This window comes from Psychrobacter fozii, from assembly GCF_003217155.1.
Lineage (GTDB): Bacteria > Pseudomonadota > Gammaproteobacteria > Pseudomonadales > Moraxellaceae > Psychrobacter > Psychrobacter fozii.
Genome location: NZ_QJSU01000001.1, coordinates 277423 through 293610 on the forward strand (window position 1 = coordinate 277423; position 16188 = coordinate 293610).

17 protein-coding genes are annotated in these 16188 nt (G+C 43.7%); 7 read left to right on the forward strand and 10 right to left on the reverse strand.

Annotated elements, in window-relative coordinates:
* Nucleotides 1–142: 142 nt before the first annotated feature.
* The 4 genes from DFP82_RS01105 to DFP82_RS01120 all read right to left on the reverse strand — a co-directional run bounded on the left by DFP82_RS01105 (nucleotide 143) and on the right by DFP82_RS01120 (nucleotide 2888).
* Nucleotides 143–514, reverse strand: coding sequence for a CrcB family protein (locus DFP82_RS01105; RefSeq protein ID WP_110921881.1), 372 nt, complete (start codon nucleotides 512–514; stop codon nucleotides 143–145).
* An 81-nt stretch (nucleotides 515–595) separates the two neighbouring features.
* Nucleotides 596–1654: a tRNA (adenosine(37)-N6)-threonylcarbamoyltransferase complex transferase subunit TsaD gene (gene tsaD, locus DFP82_RS01110; RefSeq protein ID WP_110921882.1), complete on the reverse strand. Its 1059-nt coding sequence runs from the start codon at nucleotides 1652–1654 to the stop codon at nucleotides 596–598.
* A gap of 139 nt (nucleotides 1655–1793) precedes the next feature.
* Entirely contained in the window at nucleotides 1794–2342 is a 549-nt protein-coding gene (locus DFP82_RS01115) for a c-type cytochrome (RefSeq protein ID WP_110921883.1), read from the reverse strand.
* 186 nt (nucleotides 2343–2528) lie between these two features.
* A complete protein-coding gene (locus DFP82_RS01120) occupies nucleotides 2529–2888 on the reverse strand; it encodes a hypothetical protein (RefSeq protein WP_110921884.1) in 360 nt (119 codons plus the stop codon).
* A gap of 409 nt (nucleotides 2889–3297) precedes the next feature.
* Here DFP82_RS01120 and rpsU point away from each other — a divergent pair, with 409 nt between their 5' ends.
* Both rpsU and DFP82_RS01130 read left to right on the forward strand, forming a co-directional pair.
* The gene (gene rpsU, locus DFP82_RS01125) at nucleotides 3298–3513 is read left to right on the forward strand and encodes a 30S ribosomal protein S21 (RefSeq protein WP_110921885.1); all 216 of its coding nucleotides are present in this window, start codon (nucleotides 3298–3300) and stop codon (nucleotides 3511–3513) included.
* Between the two features lie 143 nt (nucleotides 3514–3656).
* Nucleotides 3657–4106: a GatB/YqeY domain-containing protein gene (locus tag DFP82_RS01130; protein ID WP_110921886.1), complete on the forward strand. Its 450-nt coding sequence runs from the start codon at nucleotides 3657–3659 to the stop codon at nucleotides 4104–4106.
* A gap of 50 nt (nucleotides 4107–4156) precedes the next feature.
* Here DFP82_RS01130 and DFP82_RS01135 read toward each other — a convergent pair whose 3' ends face one another.
* Nucleotides 4157–5830, reverse strand: coding sequence for a M48 family metallopeptidase (locus tag DFP82_RS01135; protein WP_110921887.1), 1674 nt, complete (start codon nucleotides 5828–5830; stop codon nucleotides 4157–4159).
* 383 nt (nucleotides 5831–6213) lie between these two features.
* Here DFP82_RS01135 and DFP82_RS01140 point away from each other — a divergent pair, with 383 nt between their 5' ends.
* From DFP82_RS01140 to thiS, 4 genes are all read left to right on the forward strand, one after another.
* Nucleotides 6214–6672 (forward strand): sulfurtransferase TusA family protein, encoded by a 459-nt coding sequence (locus DFP82_RS01140; RefSeq protein ID WP_110921888.1) that lies wholly within the window; start codon nucleotides 6214–6216, stop codon nucleotides 6670–6672.
* 241 nt (nucleotides 6673–6913) lie between these two features.
* Nucleotides 6914–7777, forward strand: a complete 864-nt coding sequence (rpoH, locus tag DFP82_RS01145; protein WP_197099889.1) for an RNA polymerase sigma factor RpoH — start codon at nucleotides 6914–6916, stop codon at nucleotides 7775–7777.
* Nucleotides 7778–7823: 46 nt separating this feature from the next.
* Nucleotides 7824–8198 (forward strand): DUF423 domain-containing protein, encoded by a 375-nt coding sequence (locus DFP82_RS01150; RefSeq protein WP_110921890.1) that lies wholly within the window; start codon nucleotides 7824–7826, stop codon nucleotides 8196–8198.
* A 93-nt stretch (nucleotides 8199–8291) separates the two neighbouring features.
* Entirely contained in the window at nucleotides 8292–8492 is a 201-nt protein-coding gene (gene thiS, locus DFP82_RS01155; protein ID WP_110921891.1) for a sulfur carrier protein ThiS, read from the forward strand.
* Between the two features lie 362 nt (nucleotides 8493–8854).
* Here the strand turns inward: thiS and hpf are convergent, their stop codons facing one another.
* Together hpf and rpoN are read right to left on the reverse strand one after the other, a co-directional pair.
* Nucleotides 8855–9235, reverse strand: a complete 381-nt coding sequence (gene hpf / locus DFP82_RS01160) for a ribosome hibernation-promoting factor, HPF/YfiA family (RefSeq protein WP_110921892.1) — start codon at nucleotides 9233–9235, stop codon at nucleotides 8855–8857.
* 370 nt (nucleotides 9236–9605) lie between these two features.
* Nucleotides 9606–11270, reverse strand: coding sequence for an RNA polymerase factor sigma-54 (gene rpoN, locus DFP82_RS01165; RefSeq protein WP_110921893.1), 1665 nt, complete (start codon nucleotides 11268–11270; stop codon nucleotides 9606–9608).
* Nucleotides 11271–11584: 314 nt separating this feature from the next.
* Here rpoN and DFP82_RS01170 point away from each other — a divergent pair, with 314 nt between their 5' ends.
* On the forward strand, nucleotides 11585–12481 hold the full coding sequence (locus DFP82_RS01170; protein WP_110921894.1) for a nitrilase-related carbon-nitrogen hydrolase: 897 nt from the start codon (nucleotides 11585–11587) through the stop codon (nucleotides 12479–12481).
* A 35-nt stretch (nucleotides 12482–12516) separates the two neighbouring features.
* Here the strand turns inward: DFP82_RS01170 and DFP82_RS01175 are convergent, their stop codons facing one another.
* From DFP82_RS01175 to lysA, 3 genes are all read right to left on the reverse strand, one after another.
* Nucleotides 12517–13560: a tyrosine recombinase XerC gene (locus tag DFP82_RS01175; protein WP_110922212.1), complete on the reverse strand. Its 1044-nt coding sequence runs from the start codon at nucleotides 13558–13560 to the stop codon at nucleotides 12517–12519.
* A gap of 47 nt (nucleotides 13561–13607) precedes the next feature.
* Nucleotides 13608–14495: a diaminopimelate epimerase gene (dapF, locus tag DFP82_RS01180; RefSeq protein WP_110921895.1), complete on the reverse strand. Its 888-nt coding sequence runs from the start codon at nucleotides 14493–14495 to the stop codon at nucleotides 13608–13610.
* Nucleotides 14496–14824: 329 nt separating this feature from the next.
* Nucleotides 14825–16156 carry a diaminopimelate decarboxylase gene (gene lysA / locus DFP82_RS01185; RefSeq protein WP_110921896.1) on the reverse strand — a complete coding sequence of 444 codons (1332 nt, stop codon included), beginning with the start codon at nucleotides 16154–16156 and terminating at the stop codon, nucleotides 14825–14827.
* Between the last annotated feature and the right edge of the window lie 32 nt (nucleotides 16157–16188).

Consider the following 16188-nt stretch of genomic DNA (forward strand, 5'->3'; position numbering starts at 1 on the left):
AAGGCTGGGTTTCTAACTCAGCTTTTACTTTTATACATTTTCATAAAAACTCTAATTAAAGACATCCCCATTGTTTAACTCTTCTCAGTGCTACACGCAGCCCGCAGCACCTCAGATTGAATCAAAAGTCAGATGATATTTCCTACAAAACCAACTTAAAGAAATAAAATCCCAACGCAGTTGCTAATAATGTCAATCCAACGTGCAAACCTATTAACGCAAGACCTGTCAATAACCTGCCTTCACTGATAAAAGTAAACACTTCCGCGCTAAAGGTACTAAAGGTCGTCAATCCGCCTAAAAATCCAGTGATGACGAATAGTCTCACGTTGTCAGATAAGCCAGTACCCATCCTTCCGAACCATACTAAAGCTAGCCCTATTAATAGTCCACCCAAGACATTCGCGCCCAATGTACCAAGCGGTATCCAATGGTGCAATGGATTAAAGCGCGCCAGCCACCCTCGCAAACACGCTCCAAATGCGGCGCCTAGACCAATCGCAATCCACTGCATAGCGGTATCCTTACTTCAGATAGATTTCATGAGCATGAACATGGGCACAAACATGGGCATAAGCCCCAATCAATAGCACCTTTATACCGGAGGCAATTCGGTCATCGGCCAACGTGGCACACAGCTAACGGCCAAATCATCTGACTGTCCTGCTTGCAAGCGCTCGTAACCGGCATAAGCAATCATTGCCCCATTATCGGTACATAATGCAGGCGGGGCATAGTGCACCGTTGCATTTATTTTGGCCAGCTCAGCTTCTAACGTTTCACGTAGATGAGTATTGGCACTGACGCCGCCAGCAATGACTAAGCGGCTCATATCTACTTGCTTAAGTGCTTTGACGCATTTTCTTACCAGTGTATCGACCACTGCATGTTGAAAGCTAGCTGCAATATCAGCGCGTACTTGTGGATTACTCTCGGCACTATTTCCTGAACCCCCTGAGTGTGGGGTATCCTTGATAAGGTTGTGCACGGCTGTTTTCATACCGCTAAAAGAGAAGTCCAAACCACGATGTAGCATCGGTCTTGGCAAGCTATACGCGTTTTGATTGCCTGTCTCAGCCAGTTTGGCGATATTAGGACCACCAGGATATGGCAAGCCTAGCATCTTAGCCGCTTTATCAAAGCACTCACCCGCCGCATCGTCTATCGACTCACCCAATATCTCATATTGCCCAACCCCACGGGCAGCAATAAGCAAAGTATGTCCACCAGAGACGAGCAATGACACAAAAGGAAATGCGGGAGGATTTGCACCCATCAGCGGTGCCAACAAATGGCCTTCCATATGGTGGATGCCAATCGCAGGTATATCCAAACCATAAGCCAAACTGCGCCCAAATAACGCACCCGTCATCAATGCACCAATCAGTCCTGGCCCTTTGGTATAGGCAATCGCATCAATCTCGCTTTTTTTCATATCACACTGATCTAACAACTCATTGAGCAAAGGCACGAGCTTTCGAATATGATCGCGACTAGCGAGCTCAGGCACCACACCACCGTAGAGAGCATGCAGCTCTATTTGTGAATACAGCACTTGACCAACCAAACCTTGATTGTCGCTCGAAATCTGCTCACTATCAAAAATCGCTAAACCAGTCTCATCACAAGAGGTCTCTAAACCCAACACTTTCATATGTTTGCCTTTATACTTTTGTCTGCGTGTCATCTTTTGCAGCGTTTTCGCCTTAGCTTATGTGCGAAAAAATATGCACAAAAAAACCGCCATTGTCAGTCACAATGACGGTCAGTTTAGCAAATTTCAATGGCCAATATCAGCTAACCGCTGCAATCATGTAATCTACAGCCGCATAAACCTGAGCTTCACTTACTTTATCAGTGACTTGCGCTGGCATTTTATTAAAGCCTTTCGCAGAGTGCATATGTAGCGTATCTTTACCTTTAGTAAGGCGCGCTGCCCATACGGCTTTATCACCATATTTTGGTGCATCGAGCAAACCTGCAGCATGACAAACCTGACAGTTTGATTCATATAGTTTAGCGCCTGCATCCGCGGCCAATACTTCAGGCTCAGCAGCAACTTCTGCTACTGACTCTTCCGTAGTAACAGGCGCCTCAACAGGTTCTAATTCAACCTCTGGTTTAGGCGTAGCAATTTCAGACTCAGTCACTTCAGACTCAGACACTTCAGATTCAGCAACTGGTGTGTCAGCGACCGCTACAGTAGTATCAACAGGTTTATTGGCAGTAGATGCTTTTTCAATACTTGTATCCTCACCACCACAAGCACTCAGTGCTAATAATGCGCTAATACCCATAACAGAGACCGTAAGCTTGCTTATACGCTGTCGTTTATTCATCATGATCACACCTCTATACTATATGGTGGCTGCTGATAAAGCTTATTTACCACTAGTCGATTCAATTTAAAAGTATTACAAGGCAACCGAGTGTAGATGTATATTAAATACTTCAAGCGAGGTTAACGCAGTAATACTTTTATAGTGGAATGGCTATATTGGCAGCCCAAATGACCATTAAATCCATGCTTATTCAGCGGCAGCAGCTTCAGGTTCGGCACTGTCAGTAGCAGCTGCGTCAGCATCGGCGCTATCTGCTTCTGCTGTAGTCGCTGTTTCTACCATAGCAGTAGCATCCGTTCCTTCTTCAGCAGTGGCCGTACCATCAGCTTCCGTGGCAGCTGCATCAGCCGCAGGCATCGCTGCTGTCTCTGGAAACTTCATGTCTTCAGCTTCCGGTGCATTTTCAATAGCAAGTGCAGCCGCTTCATCAACGCGATCTACTGCCATTACTTCTTCATGCTCTTCGCCGCCACAAGCACTAACACCAAAACTAAAAGCGACGATAAATGCGCTGCTTAACGCTGTATTTAATACTGTCTTTTTCATTCAAACATCCTTAATAAAATACACACAAAACGGTTCATAGGCTTACTATAATATGGGAATTATCATAGCATAAACTCCACCTAAACCGTTATAGACAGTAGGGTTTTTTATTTATAATGATGCTCTCTAGCACACTTATATAGTCACTCTTATTTGACTAAAACCATTAATGCTGTCTAATAAACCAACTCTATATCTACAGAAAACTGTGCAACTTAATGATAAATATGGATTAATATAACAAATTCATTGACTTACTTGCTATTTTTTATTAAAATACCTGCCCTTGTGCTCATGTACAAGATTATCCTAGTTTGAGCTGATGTCTGTAATCTTGAGATATTACGACTAAATACTAATACACAGCCAAACTAATGCCTTTATATCTCATCCTAATCGAGGAGTCTTCATGCCTGCAGTTAAGGTTAAAGAAAACGAACCAGTAGATATCGCTATCCGTCGTTTCAAACGTTCATGTGAAAAAGCTGGTGTATTGTCAGACGTACGTAAGCGTGAGTTTTATGAAAAACCAACGCAAGTACGCAAGCGTAAGAAAGCTGCTGCCGTAAAGCGTTATAAAAAGAAGTTACAACGCGAAACTATTCGTACCACTCGTATGTACTAATCCATAATACGATTAGTTAAGTACAAGTGCTACATTAACGCCACTGTTATCCATTGATATCAGTGGCGTTTTTTATGCTACAATTTTTATTACTATTGCTCAAAATCTGAATAAATAACTCTTAACGAATAAGGATAATAACAATGAGTCAACTTAAACGGACTTTATTAGACAGCATCAAAGTATCTATGAAAGCTCGTGAACTTGAGCGCGTTAAAGTATTGCGTAACGTACAAGCAGTCATCAAGCAGATTGAGATTGACCGCCGGATAGAGCTAGATGACGCACAAGTATTAGAGGTATTACAAAAGCAATTGAAACAGCGTCAAGAGTCACTCACTATCTTTACAGAAAACAACCGTGATGACTTAGCAACCAAAGAGCAGTTTGAGATTGATATCATCAATGGGTTTATGCCCAAACAAATGAACGATGAAGAAGTTGCTGCTTTAGTCAATGCTGAAATCGCTGAGCAAGGTGCAACGTCTATGCGTGATATGGGTAGCGTGATGGGTGTACTAAAGAACAAAACGGCAGGCCGTGCAGATCCAGCCCTCATCTCTAAGATGGTAAAAGACGCCCTACAAGGCTAGCACTTACTATTGATTGGTAGGTCTGTCTCTCTGTCTGTAAAAACAACCGCCTAAGGCTTAAAGTCTTTGGCGGTTTTTACTGCTTTGAGTTCTGCATTAATATTGGCTAAAAGCGGCCGAGCACTATTGGCTTGCGGTGTATTCTGCAATTGTTCCGTCAGTTGCTTGGCTTGTGTCAGCGATATGAGTGCACTTTCGTAGCGATTGCTCCATAACTGATCTTGGCTGCGGTAACGCAATGCATTGATAGTGGCAATATTGGCCAGCTGTGGTGAAGTCGTGGTTTTGGCCAACTTTTCATTGGCCAGTTGTAGACTTTGCCAAGCATAACGATCACTTGGCTGTTGCTCGGTTAGTGGTTTGAGCAATGCTTGTGCTTGTGTCGGCTGGTTACTATTGGTAAGTGCTTCCGCTAAGTAGAGTCGTAAGTCGCGACGCTCAGGATAAAGTCGCTGCTGGCTTTCTAAAATTTGTGCAGCTTCTGACCACTTACCTTGTTCCGTTAGCATATAGCTGTGGGTAATTGACAATAAAGGCTCTAGTGTTTGACGCTGTGTCGCTGATAATACGTCAATCTCAGCCAGTAATTTATTGGCATCTGTAAAGCGCTGCTGTTCACTGTACCAGTACATCAAAGCCAATTTGGCACCGACACTATTCTTCGCAGCAGTCGTCAATACGGTCTCAGAAGCATGCTTACCAGTAATCTGCACACGCCAATAGAGCAAATCAAACAATGCTTGATGTCGTTGCTGCTGGTTTAATGATAATGGAGGATAACTCTGCGCGCGACTTTGTGAATCACTCAAACGCTCATTACTCAGTGGATGGGACATAATAAAACTTGGCAAAAACTGATTTTCAACTTTATTGAGCTGACTTCGTTGATTCATGGTGGCAAAAAACCGCGGCATGGCTCTTGGGTCATAACCCGCTTGGGTCATGATTTGCATCCCTATCCGATCAGCCTCTCGCTCATTACTGCGGCTAAATGCCATGCTACTGTTCATCGTAGCGGTCTGACTACCCATCAAAACGGCTGTCGCTGCATCACCATCGATTGCTGATGCAGCAATTGCTGCTAGCATGCCACCTACTTGCATGAGCAATGCTTTTTTTCGATCATCCACACCACTTTCATAATGATGCTGGCTAATGTGTGCCACTTCATGCGCTACCACACTAGCAAGCTCGTCCATACTACTGGCAGCCAATATAGTGCCTGTATTTAGACCGATGACACCACCTGGTGCTGCAAAAGCATTGATACTCGGATTATCAATAATCACCAAGCCCATTAACGCTTGCTGCCGTGCTTGAGCATTCAAACGCCACGTCATGTCTTTAAGCGTTTCTTGAATCCAAGGATCATGCTCCATCTTAACGCCACCATTGATATTTCGTAGTGACCATTCGCCTAGTAGCTTATTTTGATACTGCTCAGCGAAGCTCAAGCCCTGACCTCTCAAGTTAGGCAAGTCTAAATCTTCGGAGTCCGTGGATTGCCATGAGTTATAATTGTATTGTGACGTTTGGCTGATGCCATCATTACTCTCCCATTCACTGCTATTGGCAACCGTTGTGGCCATCAATAATGCTGTTGAAACCCCTAATATAAACATGCTCGATACCGCTATAGACAGAGCGCTATTTTTTCGCTCGCACAACAGCGACACCCGTCCAAACGAAGGTGTGGCGACCACATATTTATTTGAGTGATTCATGGCTACGCTATCGAGAATCGACTGTCTATTGGAGTGATACAAATGCTTATCCTATGCAGGTGAGTAATGACAACATCCTCTCGACTATACGAGCTTGTGCATATAAGGTCAATTCTAGTATAGGTTCGACTACCAATAACTAAGCGGAGTGTCACTATCGCGCAACATGACTGTGTAATTCTAATGAACCGAATGTTGAGTTGATTATATTCAACTCAATTGCACCCTAGCTATTTGCTATAATGGTAGTTACAACAATAGGTTTACGTCGCTATTAAGCAAAAAATATTCAATAAAAATTCTTAAAATTAACGATGCTTGAAAGCGATCTATTGACAATTAGTAGTACAAACCAAAGTATTGGTATTTATAAGGGTTGTTTTATGTCTGTTGATAGCCAGTCCACCATCACCCATGCACCTGACTTCATAAACTTATCAGAAAAATTTTCTGGTACTGAGCAACAAAATATTAATAACCTACTGGCATTACTGTCGGTGAACGATATTGATTCAAATAACGAAGTAGCTGCAAAGCAATCCCCTATCAGTATTATACGTTTCGTCGACGGACGTGGGCTTGCTTGTCCAATGCCGCTTTTGAAAACCAAAGTGGCATTACGCGATGTCGCAGCTGATGAGTCGTTGTATGTGGTCGCCACTGATGCCAATTCACAAGCAGATATCGCTGCTTTCTGTCGACAAAGTAAGCAAACAGACACGACCAATCGACTGCTACTGACCATCAATAGCGTTACCAGTCAACAGGCAACTGATAGCACACCATCACAGCGTTTCGATACAATATATCACTTCATCATTACCAAAAATGATAGCAACTAAGCGTCGCTATCATTTACAATTACAACTATAAATATTTTTATCTTACTATTTGCGTCACTATTTAATCAAGGTCAAGAATATGGCTAACACTTCTAATGATGCTGCAAAAACGAGTAAAAAAGACGATGCAGCACCTGTAAAAAACGAAGCACGTGATGCAGCATTAAAAGCTGCGGCACAGCGACCACCTTATGATGCGGATGCACTAGGTGATACCAGTACTCGTGATTTGGTACCAGCAATGCCAACGCATCTATCAGCGCCTGGGGTCAATCTGGGTGCGTATATCAATACCGTCCATCAAATTCCAATCTTGACGCCAGTACAAGAGCAAGAGCTGGCGCATCGCTATTATGATGAAGGCGATGTTGAGGCAGCACGTCTACTCGTGATGTCGCATCTGCGTTTTGTGATTCACATTGCCCGCAGTTACTCAGGCTACGGTCTGCCACAAGCCGATTTGATTCAAGAAGGTAATTTGGGACTAATGAAAGCAGTGAAACGCTTCGATCCCAATAAAGGCGTGCGCTTAGTATCCTTTGCAGTACATTGGATTAAAGCGGAGATTCACGAGTTTGTCATTCGCAACTGGCGTATCGTGAAGGTAGCAACCACCAAAGCACACCGCAAACTATTCTTTAATTTACGTAGTCTCAAAAAGACAAACAATCAGCTGACACTAGAAGAAGCAGATGCGATTGCAAATGACTTGAATGTCACGCGCAAGCAAGTGTTAGAGATGGAGTCACGGCTTACGTCCTATGATGCCTCGTTTGAAGCGCAATCGAGCGATGATGATGATGGGCGCTATGCACCGCAATTGTTCTTAGAAGATGGTATTGATCCTGCTGAACAGTTAGAAGAAGCTGACTGGGAAGAAAACAATTCTTCAGCATTAATAGCAGCAATGGGCACACTAGATGATCGCTCACGTGATATCGTTGAGCAACGCTGGCTCTCTGAGCAAAAATCAACCTTGCATGAGTTAGCAGCCGTCTACTCTATCTCGGCAGAACGTGTACGCCAGATCGAAAAGAATGCCATGGACAAAATCCGTGATGCAATGACTATCGATAGTGTGATTTTGCCAGATGATATTCAATAGCCGTTATTTTATAGTAGCGACCGCTTTTAAATAATACGAGTGTGCCATGTTAAATTGGGTAGGTATTGCGGCGATTAATATGGCTATCGCCGTTGCGCTAGGCGCATTCGGTGCGCATGGCTTGAAAAATATAGCCAGTCCTCAGCAACTCGAATGGTGGCATACGGCAACACTGTACTTGCTAGTACATGCGCTCGGCTTACTGCTAGTAGGACTATTGATACGCCTCAGATATATCACTCAAACGACCGCTTGGCTTTTACAGATTGGCATTATAATATTTGCCGGTAGTCTGTATTCGATGACACTTGGCGCACCACTTTGGTTTGGAGCGATTACACCCATCGGTGGTATCTTCATGATTGCAGGTTGGCTATGGCTGGCAGTATCGACATTTAAATCAAAAGACTCGATCAGCTAATCAAAGCGCAGTCAACCAATCTAGAGTATGTCATCTACTCAAGCATTAATATTTTTGAGTACAAGGAAATCTAAATTATTAAGGAGCGCAATTATGAGCAACATCAGTGTCAATGGCAAACATCTACAGACCACTCATCAGACGGTACAACTGGTCATCAATGAGCTTGGACTTAGCCAAGGTCGCTATGCCGTAGAAGTCGAGGGTGAACTTATTCCAAAGAGCGAGCTGAGTCAGCTACGTATCGTTGAGGGCATGAACATCGAAGTGGTACAAGCCGTTGGTGGCGGCTAGTCACTGCACTTTACTTATCGTAGGTTAAATAGACTGAGTGTAATATGCTTAGTTTGTTGAATAGAATACTGGTTTCATTTGGCTTATAACCAAACTTTCAAAAAGGTTAGCAATAGTTTTGATTAATGAATAGACTCACTGATACTCTTATTTCTTGATGCTAGTACTAGAAAAGGCCTCAACGTATGATACGTTTGAGGCCTTTTTCCTTTTTGTGTATTCTGATGTCAGTTCAATAGAATCAAATATAAATCATATGGCTATCTATACTATTGGCTATCTATACTATTTATTATTATTTGGTCAGCCATTACTCATTAACTATCATATCTACAAATACTTATCTACCAAACCTCATCAAATTAAACGGCTGGTGCTACATCATCGACTGCAAAGTCTTCGTAACGTTCATCACGTCCAGCACCCTGAGTCTTTTTACGCTCTTGACGGGTTTTGTATTTACGCACTTGTCTATCAAGTTTGTCTGCCATTTCGTTGATGGCTTTATACATATCATCTTCACACGCTTGAACAAACATTTCTTGACCTGAGACTCGCATAATCGCTTCAGCTTTATGGCTTTTTTTACCGCCATCACTAGCACCGCTGTTGTCTAACGATAATATCACTTTAATACTTTGTATCTGATCAAAGTGACGCTCTACTTTCTCAAGCTTTTCACGAACTGCCTTGTCCATAGCTTCAGTAACGCTGATATGGTGACCACTGATAGAAACATTCATATTATTGTCCTTTTGTTTGTACTTACAGTCAACAGATGAGGTAGCATTCCTGCTTTTATCACCCTGCTTTACCAACAATTGCTCTACTATCTTTTATAGCCAGTGCATCCAGTAAAATGCCGATATATCCTTTCATCATCTCCTGATTGCTTGTAAATATGCTAAATCGATACTTAGATTTCGTTGTTGGTATGACTCTAATTTGTCATGAAATTAGGATAGTAGCAAGCCATTAAATTGTAATTAAGTGTAACAATAACTGTTGTTTCTATCATGTTTCTATATAATCAAAAAATTTTATTTTTTATATTCTGTCTGAAATATATTGATCAACATATAAGCGTGCTTATAACTTATTGAATTACATCGTTTAATATTTTTGTTTGCGCTGGGTAGACGATCCAATATTCATTGCTTCGCGGTATTTAGCTACAGTCCTTCTGGCAATATCAATGCCTTCAACCAACAAACTGTCTTTGATACGACTATCTGATAATGGCTTTTTCGGATTCTCATCGGCGATAAGTTGCTTAATCATGGCACTGATAGCGGTTGACGAGACATCACCATCTGTACTACTAACATGAGATGAAAAGAAATGCTTTAGCGAAAACAGTCCTTGTGGTGTCAGAATGGTTTTGCTGGTGGTCAGACGTGAAACGGTCGATTCATGCAAATCCACTTCCTCTGCGATGACCTTTAAGATAAGTGGTTGCATGGCAGTCGCACCATGTTGTAAGAACTCTTGCTGATAACGCACGATACTGGTGGCAACTTTTAGTAGATTCTGATTGCGCTCTTCGATACTACGAATAAACAAGCGTGCATCCGTAAGGTTTTCACGCAGATATTGATTGTCAGGGCTATCATCACCCCGTTTAACTAAGTTGGCATACTCTTGATTGACTCGTAGCTTCGGCAGCGTGTCAGGATTCAGCCGTACCTGCCAGCCATCCTCTTGCGCATCTGTCCCTGCAGTGGTATTACTACTGTGGCGACGGACAGGCGTGACCAGCACATCAGGAATATCATAACTGTCTGGCTCCCGTGCGTAGTCTGGTTGACTACTATGGAATAACAAGCCTGGTGAAGGGTTTAAGCTGCGCAATAGGTTTAGCGCAGGTGTAATCTTCTCAGCTGCAAGCCCTGTTTGCTCAGTCAGTGCTTTAATATTATTGCTGACTAAGTATTCGCTGGCAGATAGAAGCGCTTGTGCTTCTTTTAGAGACTCGGTATTACTATCAAGTTTGGACAGCTGAATCGCTAGGCATTCACTGAGATTTCGTGCCCCAACACCTAGTGGATCGCAAGATTGAATAATACGCAAGACAGCCATTACCTCATCTTGCTCGACAGACTCATCCCATTGATAGAAACTCGCCATGGTATCAAAGCTTTGTAGCAACTCATCAATATCAAGCCGAACAAAACCCATATCATCCATAGAGTCCATCAGATAGGTGGCAATCAACATATCTGCTTCTGATAGATGTTTAAAGTTTAGCTGCCAGCGTACATGATCTTGGATAGTGGCAGAGGTGCCGCCTTGATAGCTATCAAAGTCATCGTCACCTTTGCTTCCTGAACTGCTAGCCGCAGATGCATAGTTGCTGCTATCCGCACTATTATCAAAACTACTATAATCGTCACTATCCATCGTATGATTGTCTATAGCACCATCATCGATATTGGCTTGCTGCAGTTTATCAAAGCTATCACTAAGTTCATTATCATAGTCAGAGGTAGTCGTGTTGCTGTCAGATTTGGTAGTAAATGACTCAGTGCCAGTACTTTGATTCCAGCTATCCAATGTGAGTGAGTCGCTCAGCTCGTCTGTGATATCGTCATTGCTATGCTCGTATTCATCGTCATCATCTTCGATACGTTCAAGCAGTGGATTACTATCCAGCTTGATCTGAACCTCTTGCGCGAGCTCAAGACTAGAGAGCTGCAGCAATTTAATGGCTTGCTGCATCTGCGGGGTCAGTTTCTGTGAGGTGCTTAGCGTGGTCGCCAATCCGAACGACATACTCATGGGCGGCTTATTACACTCCGGTAGTGATAATATTCTACAAATATTTTTGGTCAAACCAGTGGTTTAACGTTATTAGGACATGACGATAGCATTTTTTGGCGCAATTTTGCTATGATAATTTACACTCTAGCCAGATACAATTGTTACGCTTTTCTCATTAAAGCCTATAAATATTAGCATTTCAGCATTAACCGCTAAATAATTAATATCAAAAATTTGCTTACCATCATATGATTCTTATAAGAAAAGTCATGAATACACGACTGAAAAATAGTTAAACTGAACTAACTTAAAAATTAACTGAGACTGCAACTATGAATAGTAAACAGAATAATCAATTGACCACTGCCGCCATTCAAATGAACAGCCAACAAAATATTGAGCAAAACTTAGCTACTATAAAAACTGCCATTATTGATGCAAGTGCGCAAGGAGCTCAGCTTGTCGTATTACCAGAGAACTGCTGTAGCATGGGTGAGCAGTTTGCCACTGCAGAGCGCTTTGATGATCTATCAGCGACGATAGCAGACTATGCCAGCACTTATGGTGTCTACGTACTAGCAGGCTCGCTACCCTGCCCTTATCGACCTGACGGCATTATCGTCCCTGATGGCAGACTACGCCAAGTCAGTCAGTTGTTTGCACCTGATGGCTCGCGAGTGGCACGTTATGACAAGATTCATCTGTTCACAGCCACTGTGGCGGATAAGCACGGCAGCTATAATGAAGCGGCAACTTTTGAGCCAGGAACACAAACTGTAGTTGCTCCCCTCGAAGCAAATGATACGGTCTATCAATTAGGCATGATGGTTTGCTTTGATTTGCGCTTCCCTGCATTGGCACAGCGTCTACGTCAAGCAGGTGCAGACCTATTAAGCGCCCCGTCAGCATTTACTTACCTAACAGGGCAAGCGCATTGGTCGCTGTTGCTACAGGCACGTGCGTTGGACAGCCAGTGTATGGTCATTGGGGCGGCACAAGGTGGCGACCATACTTACAAGAATAATGATATACGTCAGACGTGGGGACATACGGCGATTACCGCTTATGATGGTACAGTTATCAACCATTACGATGATAGTGTATTGAATGAAGCTACTGATCCAGAAGACAGCAAGCACTACGCCATGGTATTGGCATCATTAGATCAGCACGCCCAACAGCAAGGACGCCAAAAAATGCCTCTCTTTGACTGTCATCGTTTAGCGTAAAGTATGATTAGGGTATGTTGAATATTCGACACACCTTATTTTTGATTTGAGTCATCGTCGCGTTGAGCATGAGTTGCTCGCGGGTGGGCACGATCATAGACTTGAGTCAATTTGGCAAAATCGACATGGGTATAAATTTGCGTGGTACTGATATCACTATGACCCAACATTTCTTGTACAGCGCGCAAGTCACCGCTACCTGACAGCATGTGTGATGCAAAGCAATGCCTCAATAAATGTGGATACATATTTTGCGAGATACCAGCACGAGTAGCGGCAACTTTTAGACGTTGCTGCACTGCCCGTGTTGATAAGCGCGTACCCAGTTTTTCACTGATAAACAATGCCATGTCCATTTGCTCTACCCATAGATTACGATGCGGTAGATAGCGCGTAATCGCTTCTGCTGCTTTTATCCCTAACGGTACTAGACGCGTTTTATTGCCTTTACCTGTTACACGTACGCGTAAGTCTGCTAGGTCTACATCCGCCATATCCAACGCGACCAGCTCACCCACACGCAAGCCGCTACTGTAGAGCAATTCAAACATAGCTTTATCCCGTAACCATAAGCGCGCTTGCTCAGGCGTATCAGGAATCTCTTGGTCAAGCAATTGAGTGAGCAAATCCACGTCTGCGATAGACGGTAAGGGTCTAGGACTACGCTTAAGCTGGTAGCCAGTGGTAGGATTGATACGTGCTAGCCCCTCCTCAATCAGCCATCCATAAAAATGACGAATCGCTGACAGCTCTTGCTGGACGCTGGCAAGTGCAAGCTTATCTTCATCAATGCGCTGACCAATATGCTGGGCTAATTGACGCTTATCACAACGCGTCCATGTCAGCCGTTTGCCACGTATAAATAGCGCCAGTTGGTTCAAGCCAGCAAAATAAGCCGTTAGGGTATGCGGCGAGTGATTACGTACCGATAAAGTATTTAACCAACGATGCACTGGTGCTAACAGCTCACGTAACGCTGTGTCCGACTCTATAGTGGCTGCCAGTGTGTCTGACAGCCACGCTACTGATTGTACTTCTGAACCCGATGCTGGCTCTATCTGACCTTTTTTATTGGACATAGCACTATTAGAGATGACCATAGCATTTACCCATTCGCCATCCGAGTTTAGCCCTCAGAATTAGGCTTGATACCCGCTTGCGCCATTAGTCCGTCTGGGCTAAACACGCCTTCATAAACAAAGGCCGTTGGACCTGTCATCATGACTGAATAACCCGGCTGCCATTTAATAATCATACTACCGCCATACAGCTGCGCGCGCACTTCTTCACCTTCATCCAACCAGCCTTCACGTATGCCAACTGCCACTGCAGCACATGCACCCGTACCACAGGCTTGAGTCTCACCAACGCCGCGCTCGAATACCCGTAGACGAATATGACGTTGATTCATCACCTGCATAAAACCGACATTGACGCGATCTGGAAACGCAGGATGCGATTCAATGGCTTTACCCAAGGTTTCAACTTCAGCATCGAGCACATTATCGACTTTGATAACTGCATGTGGATTGCCCATATTGGCGACATAGAGCTGCACGGGTGTTCCATTAACATCCAAATGGTAGGCGTTTTGGATTTTGGTGGTGGCTCTTGGACTAAATGGGATCTCGTCCGGCTCGAACTTAGGTTTGCCCATATCGACTTCTACCCAGCCATAACGGTCTGTAGTCAGCGTGATAATCCCACTTGCCGTCTCAACACGTAGGCGCTGTTTAAATGACAGTTTGCGTGCCTGTACGAAGCGAGCGAAGCAACGCGCACCGTTACCGCACTGCTCGACTTCTGTGCCATCGGTATTAAAAATACGATAGCTAAAGTCGACATCCGGACGCATAGGTGGCTCAACCACGAGCAACTGGTCAAAACCAATACCCAAATGACGATCACCCAATAACTGTACCAAATCCTTGGTTAATTCTAAGCGCTGAGTCACCAAATCGATGACCATAAAATCATTGCCCAGACCATGCATCTTAGTAAATTCTATTAGCATACCCTTGATATCCTATCCTATTTTTATGTATGGCTTATCTTAGCACGCTGTCAGATACAATCATAATAATACCAATCCCAAAAAATACGATTAGCGGTGTCAAATTTGTTTAGTCTACGGTGAGTAGTACTTGCACTCGTTTTCCTTGCTACTCTAATTTTTATGAATGGTATTGCTTTCTACTAAAGGCATGCCTTCAACTAAGAGACAGCTTTAATTAAAAAACAACTTCCTCAAAATCCAGTCATAAAAAAACCCATTGTCATTATCACAATGGGTTCTCTTCAATCATCAAATCCTGCGACCGTTTTGGCTCGTCTTTAATCGCCTTACTGCGCCTGCCACAATGTTTCATTTTCATATAATGATTCAATCGTTTCACGCGGACGAATCAACTGATGATGGTTACCAGACACCATCACTTCGCTAGCACGTGGACGCGAATTATAGTTGCTACTCATGGTAAAGCCATAAGCACCGGCACCAGTGATGGCCAATGTATCTCCCACTTCCAATGCTAACAAGCGACCTTTTGCTAAGAAATCTCCCGTCTCACAAATTGCACCAACGATATCCCATGGTTGCGTACCATCCGTATCAATACCTTTGCTAGGTAATACACTTGGAATCACGGCCATTTCTGCTTGATACAGTGCAGGGCGAATCAAGTCGTTCATTGCCGCATCGACGATAGCGAAATTCTTGTGTTCAGTAGGCTTTAACACGTCGACACGCGTTAATAGTACGCCCGCATTGGCAACGATACTGCGGCCCGGTTCAAAGAATACCGTTAATCCAAGCTCGCTTAGTTTTGGTAATAATGCAGCAGCAAACTCGTCCATAGACACAGGCGTCTCATCGATATAACGCACCCCTAAGCCACCACCCAAATCCATATGACGCAGCTCAATACCTTTTTCACGAAGGGTATGTATCAACTCAATTACTTTGTCTAATGCAGCAACGAATGGCTCTACTTCCGTCAATTGTGAGCCAATATGACAATCAATACCGACGATATCAATATGCGACAATGCGGCTGCTTGCTCATAAACAGCGACAGCGTCTTCGTGCGTGATACCGAACTTATTGTCTTTTAAACCGGTTGAGATGTAGGGATGAGTCTTGGCATCGACATTAGGGTTAACTCGTAGAGATATCGGTGCTGATTTATCGAGTTGCTGTGCCACTTCATTAATTAAAGCCAGCTCGCTAATAGACTCAACGTTAAAGCAGCCGATACCTTGGGTAAGTGCATACTCGATATCGCCATAAGTTTTGCCAACACCTGAGAATACAACGCGTGCAGCGTCGCCACCTGCAGCCAATACTCGCATCAACTCACCACGTGAGACAATATCAAACCCTGCACCCGCCTGAGCCAACACGCCAAGCACCGCAAGATTAGAGTTGGCTTTAACGGCATAGCAGACCTGATGCTTTAGACTGGCAAAGCTATCGGTATAAGCCTGATAAACATCCAATATCGCCTGCTTTGAGTAGACATAGCACGGCGTATCATAGCAATCGACCAACTCAGTTATACTGACCTGCTCCATATGTAAAGCATCGTTGCGATAATTCAGCGCAGGCAAATGAGCAGTTAAGGCTTCAGGGTTGATATATAGCCCTTGTTCTGTTTGGGTCGTTACTGTAGTCATTGTGGTTATGTCTCTCGTCAAATCAGGTAAAT

Coding starts and splice junctions, on each gene's coding strand:
- DFP82_RS01105 (WP_110921881.1), bottom strand. CDS start 514: ATGCAGTGGATTGCGATTGGTCTAGGCGCCGCATTTGGAGCGTGTTTG.
- tsaD (WP_110921882.1), bottom strand. CDS start 1,654: ATGAAAGTGTTGGGTTTAGAGACCTCTTGTGATGAGACTGGTTTAGCG.
- DFP82_RS01115 (WP_110921883.1), bottom strand. CDS start 2,342: ATGATGAATAAACGACAGCGTATAAGCAAGCTTACGGTCTCTGTTATG.
- DFP82_RS01120 (WP_110921884.1), bottom strand. CDS start 2,888: ATGAAAAAGACAGTATTAAATACAGCGTTAAGCAGCGCATTTATCGTC.
- rpsU (WP_110921885.1), top strand. CDS start 3,298: ATGCCTGCAGTTAAGGTTAAAGAAAACGAACCAGTAGATATCGCTATC.
- DFP82_RS01130 (WP_110921886.1), top strand. CDS start 3,657: ATGAGTCAACTTAAACGGACTTTATTAGACAGCATCAAAGTATCTATG.
- DFP82_RS01135 (WP_110921887.1), bottom strand. CDS start 5,830: ATGAATCACTCAAATAAATATGTGGTCGCCACACCTTCGTTTGGACGG.
- DFP82_RS01140 (WP_110921888.1), top strand. CDS start 6,214: ATGTCTGTTGATAGCCAGTCCACCATCACCCATGCACCTGACTTCATA.
- rpoH (WP_197099889.1), top strand. CDS start 6,914: ATGCCAACGCATCTATCAGCGCCTGGGGTCAATCTGGGTGCGTATATC.
- DFP82_RS01150 (WP_110921890.1), top strand. CDS start 7,824: ATGTTAAATTGGGTAGGTATTGCGGCGATTAATATGGCTATCGCCGTT.
- thiS (WP_110921891.1), top strand. CDS start 8,292: ATGAGCAACATCAGTGTCAATGGCAAACATCTACAGACCACTCATCAG.
- hpf (WP_110921892.1), bottom strand. CDS start 9,235: ATGAATGTTTCTATCAGTGGTCACCATATCAGCGTTACTGAAGCTATG.
- rpoN (WP_110921893.1), bottom strand. CDS start 11,270: ATGAGTATGTCGTTCGGATTGGCGACCACGCTAAGCACCTCACAGAAA.
- DFP82_RS01170 (WP_110921894.1), top strand. CDS start 11,585: ATGAATAGTAAACAGAATAATCAATTGACCACTGCCGCCATTCAAATG.
- DFP82_RS01175 (WP_110922212.1), bottom strand. CDS start 13,560: ATGTCCAATAAAAAAGGTCAGATAGAGCCAGCATCGGGTTCAGAAGTA.
- dapF (WP_110921895.1), bottom strand. CDS start 14,495: ATGCTAATAGAATTTACTAAGATGCATGGTCTGGGCAATGATTTTATG.
- lysA (WP_110921896.1), bottom strand. CDS start 16,156: ATGACTACAGTAACGACCCAAACAGAACAAGGGCTATATATCAACCCT.